1 protein-coding gene is annotated in these 1,034 nt (G+C 60.3%); it reads right to left on the minus strand.

The features are described 5' to 3' along the window. The coding region (locus JS533_RS13650) for an InlB B-repeat-containing protein (protein WP_241515370.1) at positions 1–1,034 on the minus strand (1,034 nt) is incomplete at both ends.

The following is a 1,034-nucleotide window of genomic DNA, read 5'->3' on the forward strand; positions in this document are numbered from 1 at the left end:
ATCGACCTTGGCCCAAACGTTCTCGGTCTTGCCGTCAACGGTCTTCTTGACCTTCAGCCACTCGTACTCAGCCTTGACGTTGGAGCCGTCCTTGTACCAGCCGATGAGCTTCCAACCGTCACGGGTCACATCGGTCGGCAGGGTGAAGGTCTCACCGGAAGCGTACTCCTTGGTGGTCTGCTTGCCAGCGTACTGGTAGTCGTAGGTCACGGTAGCCTTATCCGTGGTCCACTGAGCGTACAGGGTGGTGTCCGCGTTGATCTTCAGCGAGGACAGAGACACGGTGGAGGCGCCGATCTCCGGCGTCTTGGACCAGCCCAGGAACGTCCAGTCGGCGTTACGCGACGGAGTCACGCCCTTCGGGGACTGACCGGCCGTGACGTACTCGGAGCCGACAATGGTATCCCAATCCAGAGCGCCAATAGCCGTGGTGCCGACCTGAGTCTTGTAGGTCACCTTGTAGGCCGCGCTGGAGGTGCCGGCGTACAGCTTCAGAACACCGTCCGCGGTCTTCTTGGCGGTGTCGCCCTTCGTCCATGCGATACGAGCGCCACTCACGTCGGAGTTCCAATACCACTGGCTGATGTAGCCGGCAGCAGTCGTGACGCTGGTCACGAGATTGTCGGTCGGCACGACCTCGCCATACTTGACGTCCACATCCTGGTTGTAGCTGTTGCCCTTAGCGTCCAGATACTTGACGGTCGTGGCGTTCGTGCCCGGATCCTGAGCTTCGAGGGCCACGTCGTACACGCCGGTGTCCTGATAGGACAGGGCCGGGGCGAAGTTCTTCGTCAGCTGGTCAAGCGTCACCGAATAGGTCTTGGTCGTGCTGCCAGCCGGATCGGCCTTCCAAGTCTCGACGATCTTGCTGTCGCCGGTCTTGTCGCCCGGAAGCTCCCAAGTAGCAACCTTGCCGTCCTGCTTCGCGACAGACAGCGTGTAGTTCGAGCTGAAGTCAGCGAACGGCGCAACAAACGGGCTACGGCTCTGATCGTAGTATGCGGTCTTGGTCAGATCATACAGAGAAGATGCCG

Source organism: Bifidobacterium amazonense, assembly GCF_018555435.2.
In the GTDB taxonomy this organism is placed as follows: domain Bacteria; phylum Actinomycetota; class Actinomycetes; order Actinomycetales; family Bifidobacteriaceae; genus Bifidobacterium; species Bifidobacterium amazonense.